We start from the raw sequence: 4,338 nt of genomic DNA, 5'->3' as shown, positions 1-4,338 counted from the left end.
TCTGCTCATTATTAGCTCCTTCTGATGCCATTCTATTTCAGGAAGGAGTGTCCGTTAAACTCAGGCTACCTCATACCCCTTCTTCACCTTCTCCGCAATCAGCTTCAGTTCCGCTTTTTCCGCCGCCGCAGCATCTGAAAAACTTTTTATCTGACTTTGCCCTTTGGTGCCAACTTTTCCCCAACTGATATGCAACTCGTTTCCCTGTTGCTCCACCGTCCAGAATTTATGTGATTTTTCGTCCTGATAGATAAAGTGTCTCATTCTGCATCCCTATAATTTTATCCAGTTGAATGCAGATGCTACCAGTATTTATACGGGTTAGAGAGAGACAAAATCGCAAGAAAACAACTTTAGGAATTTATAAAGAAAAGGCGCTGTCGATGCAGCGCCTTGAAGGGGGATTATTTCACCTGATGACCCGGTTTAGCACCGGCATCCGGGCTTAGCAGGAAAATATCTTTCCCGCCAGGACCGGCAGCCATCACCATGCCTTCAGAGATACCGAAGCGCATTTTACGTGGTGCCAGGTTAGCCACCATAATGGTGTGACGACCAATCAGTGCCTGCGGATCCGGGTAAGCAGAACGAATACCGGAGAAGACATTGCGTTTTTCACCGCCGAGATCCAGCGTCAGGCGCAGCAGTTTGTCAGAACCTTCAACAAACTCTGCGTTTTCGATCAGCGCCACGCGCAGGTCAACTTTGGCGAAGTCGTCAAAGGTGATGGTTTCCTGAATCGGATCATCTGCCAGTGGGCCAGTAACTGGCGCGGTAGTGGCTTTCACTTCTTCTTTAGAGGCTTCCACCAGAGCTTCAACCTGTTTCATATCGATGCGGTTATACAGCGCCTTGAACGGATTCACTTTGTGGCCCAGCAGCGGTTGCTGGATACCATCCCAGGTCAGTTCCGTATTGAGGAAGGCTTCTGCACGCTCGGTCAGTTTCGGCAGTACAGGCTTCAGGTAAGTCATCAGTACGCGGAACAGGTTGATGCCCATTGAGCAAATCGCCTGCAGGTCAGCATCGCGACCTTCCTGTTTTGCGACTACCCACGGAGCCTGCTCGTCGACATAGCGGTTAGCCAGGTCAGCCAGTGCCATGATTTCGCGCACTGCTTTACCAAATTCACGGCTTTCCCACGCTTCACCAATCACTTCAGCGGCATCGGTAAAGGTTTTGTACAGCTCAGGGTCAGCCAGCTCGCTTGCCAGCACACCGTCAAAACGCTTGTTGATAAAGCCCGCATTACGGGAGGCCAGGTTAACCACTTTGTTCACGATATCGGCATTCACACGCTGAACGAAATCTTCCAGGTTGAGATCGATATCATCAATGCGCGAAGAGAGTTTCGCAGTGTAGTAGTAACGCAGGCTGTCAGCGTCAAAATGATTCAGCCAGGTGCTGGCTTTAATAAAGGTGCCGCGAGACTTGGACATCTTCGCGCCGTTCACCGTCACATAGCCATGAACAAACAGGTTGGTCGGCTTGCGGAAGTTGCTGCCTTCCAGCATGGCAGGCCAGAACAGGCTGTGGAAGTAAACGATATCTTTACCGATGAAGTGGTACAGCTCGGCGGTGGAGTCTTTCTTCCAGTATTCATCGAAGCTTACGCTGTCGCCGCGCTTGTCGCACAGATTCTTGAAAGAACCCATGTAGCCAATCGGTGCGTCCAGCCAGACGTAGAAATATTTGCCCGGTGCGTTCGGAATTTCAAAACCAAAGTATGGCGCGTCGCGGGAGATATCCCACTGTTGCAGGCCGGATTCAAACCACTCCTGCATTTTGTTTGCCACCTGCTCCTGCAACGCACCGCTGCGGGTCCATGCCTGCAGCATTTCGCTGAAAGAGGGCAGATCAAAGAAGAAGTGTTCAGAATCACGCATCACTGGTGTAGCACCAGAAACCACCGATTTCGGCTCGATCAATTCAGTCGGGCTGTAGGTCGCGCCGCAGACTTCGCAGTTATCGCCGTATTGATCCGGGGATTTACATTTCGGGCAGGTGCCTTTCACAAAACGGTCCGGCAGGAACATGCCTTTTTCCGGATCGTACAGCTGAGAGATGGTGCGGTTTTTAATAAAACCGTTTTCTTTCAGGCGAGAGTAGATAAGTTCTGACAACTGGCGGTTCTCTTCGCTGTGCGTCGAGTGATAGTTGTCATAGCTGATGTTAAAGCCTGCGAAATCAGTCTGATGCTCCTGACTCATTTCGCCAATCATCTGCTCCGGGGTGATACCGAGCTGCTGAGCTTTCAGCATGATCGGTGTACCGTGGGCATCGTCGGCGCAGATGAAGTTGACCTCGTGGCCGCGCATTCGCTGGTAACGGACCCAGACATCAGCCTGGATGTGCTCCAGCATATGGCCGAGGTGGATTGAGCCGTTAGCGTACGGCAGTGCGCACGTCACCAGAATTTTCTTCGCGACTTGAGTCATAGTAGGCATTACTTCTTAATAGTGAAAAGGGGTTAGATAGTACCAAATGGGAAAATGTTAAGTAAGTACTTCTCTATATTCTTCAGGTAAACTATCAGCTGATGGTTTATCTATACAAAAAAGGAGTCGGGATGAACGAACAATCCCAGGCCAAATCACCAGAAGCCTTGCGCGCAATGGTCGCCGGGACACTGGCCAATTTTCAGCACCCAACCCTGAAGCATAACCTCACCACGCTGAAAGCGTTGCACCATGTCGCCTGGATGGACGACACGTTGCATGTGGAACTGGTTATGCCGTTTGTCTGGCATAGCGCGTTCGAAGAGTTAAAAGAGCAATGTAGCGCCGAACTGCTGCGCATCACCGGGGCGAAAGCTATCGACTGGAAACTGTCGCATAACATAGCCACTCTGAAACGCGTGAAGAATCAGCCGGGAATTAACGGTGTGAAGAACATTATCGCGGTGAGTTCCGGTAAAGGCGGCGTGGGTAAATCGTCCACGGCGGTAAACCTGGCGCTGGCACTGGCGGCGGAAGGGGCGAAAGTCGGCATTCTGGACGCCGATATCTACGGCCCATCAATTCCCACCATGCTGGGCGCAGAAAATCAGCGTCCAACTTCGCCGGACGGTACCCACATGGCACCGATTATGTCTCATGGCCTGGCAACCAATTCAATTGGTTATCTGGTCACTGACGACAATGCGATGGTGTGGCGTGGACCGATGGCGGGCAAGGCGTTAATGCAGATGTTGCAGGAAACCTTGTGGCCGGATCTCGACTATCTGGTGCTTGATATGCCGCCAGGCACCGGTGACATTCAATTGACGCTGGCGCAAAACATTCCAGTAACTGGTGCAGTCGTGGTCACCACCCCGCAGGACATCGCGTTGATCGATGCGAAAAAAGGCATTGTGATGTTCGAGAAAGTCGAGGTTCCGGTGCTCGGTATTGTCGAGAACATGAGTGTGCATATTTGCAGTAACTGTGGTCACCATGAACCGATTTTCGGTACCGGTGGTGCAGAGAAACTGGCTGAAAAATACCATACACAGCTGCTGGGGCAGATGCCGTTACACATCTCCTTACGTGAGGATCTCGATAAAGGCACGCCAACGGTTATCAGCCGTCCGGAGAGCGAATTTACCGCTATCTACCGCCAGCTGGCTGACCGCGTTGCAGCTCAGCTCTACTGGCAGGGTGAAGTCATTCCTGGCGAGATTTCCTTCCGCGCGGTCTAACGCCTATTAACCATTCTGGTTATTCTTCATACACCGCAGAGATGTTATATTGATGCGGTGTATTTGTTTTTGCCGCATTAATGAACACTTATTTAATACTGCGAATATTCTGCGGACCTTCGTCCGAAACTCTACAAAGTCGAGTGATCGTACAGGCAATGCTTCATTATCATCCTTCGTGCTGTGTAGTGGATGTACAGCTATAGTTTGTTATGCACTCATTCTATCCAGGCATAACCTTTACTACAGGGATAACGTTCAATGAATAAGTATTGGCTGTCAGGAATTATTTTTCTTGCCTATGGATTGGCTTCTCCCGCAGTCTCTTCAGAGACTGCCACATTAACGATTAATGGCAGGATCAGTCCCCCAACATGCAGTATGGCTATGGTTAATAGTCAACCACAACAGCATTGTGGTCAGTTAACGTATAATGTTGACACCCGTCATCAGGTTTCTTCGCCCGTCAAAGGTGTTACGACAGAAGTGGTTGTTGCAGGTAGCGATAGCAAACGTCGAATCGTGTTAAATCGCTACGATTAATTTGGCAACCTGATTTTAATTGCATTTAGAAAGACGAAATCGGTAATGCTGCCAACTTACTGATTTAGTGTATGATGGTGATTTTAAGGTGCTTGCGTGGCTTCCATTTCCATCAG

General features: G+C 50.1%; 3 protein-coding genes and 1 pseudogene. 2 read left to right on the top strand and 2 right to left on the bottom strand.

Translation table 11 applies throughout. The features are described from left to right. Positions 1-72: 72 nt before the first annotated feature. Together ABZJ92_RS20755 and metG are read right to left on the bottom strand one after the other, a co-directional pair. Positions 73-264, bottom strand: a pseudogene (locus ABZJ92_RS20755) (WGR domain-containing protein); the annotation flags it as partial. A gap of 140 nt (positions 265-404) precedes the next feature. Beyond that, positions 405-2,438: a methionine--tRNA ligase gene (gene metG / locus ABZJ92_RS20750; RefSeq protein ID WP_005049047.1), complete on the bottom strand. Its 2,034-nt coding sequence runs from the start codon at positions 2,436-2,438 to the stop codon at positions 405-407. 131 nt (positions 2,439-2,569) lie between these two features. Here metG and apbC point away from each other — a divergent pair, with 131 nt between their 5' ends. Both apbC and ABZJ92_RS20740 read left to right on the top strand, forming a co-directional pair. Further along, positions 2,570-3,679 (top strand): iron-sulfur cluster carrier protein ApbC, encoded by a 1,110-nt coding sequence (gene apbC, locus ABZJ92_RS20745; RefSeq protein WP_001005437.1) that lies wholly within the window; start codon positions 2,570-2,572, stop codon positions 3,677-3,679. A gap of 261 nt (positions 3,680-3,940) precedes the next feature. Beyond that, complete coding sequence (locus tag ABZJ92_RS20740; RefSeq protein WP_011110605.1) at positions 3,941-4,222, top strand: YehE family protein; 282 nt, start codon at positions 3,941-3,943, stop codon at positions 4,220-4,222. Positions 4,223-4,338 lie beyond the last annotated feature (116 nt).

The organism is Shigella sp. FJ200513 (assembly GCF_040495915.1).
GTDB lineage: Bacteria > Pseudomonadota > Gammaproteobacteria > Enterobacterales > Enterobacteriaceae > ECMA0423.
The sequence above is the reverse complement of the archived record's forward strand: the minus strand, read 5'-3'. Positions and strand labels throughout refer to the sequence as shown.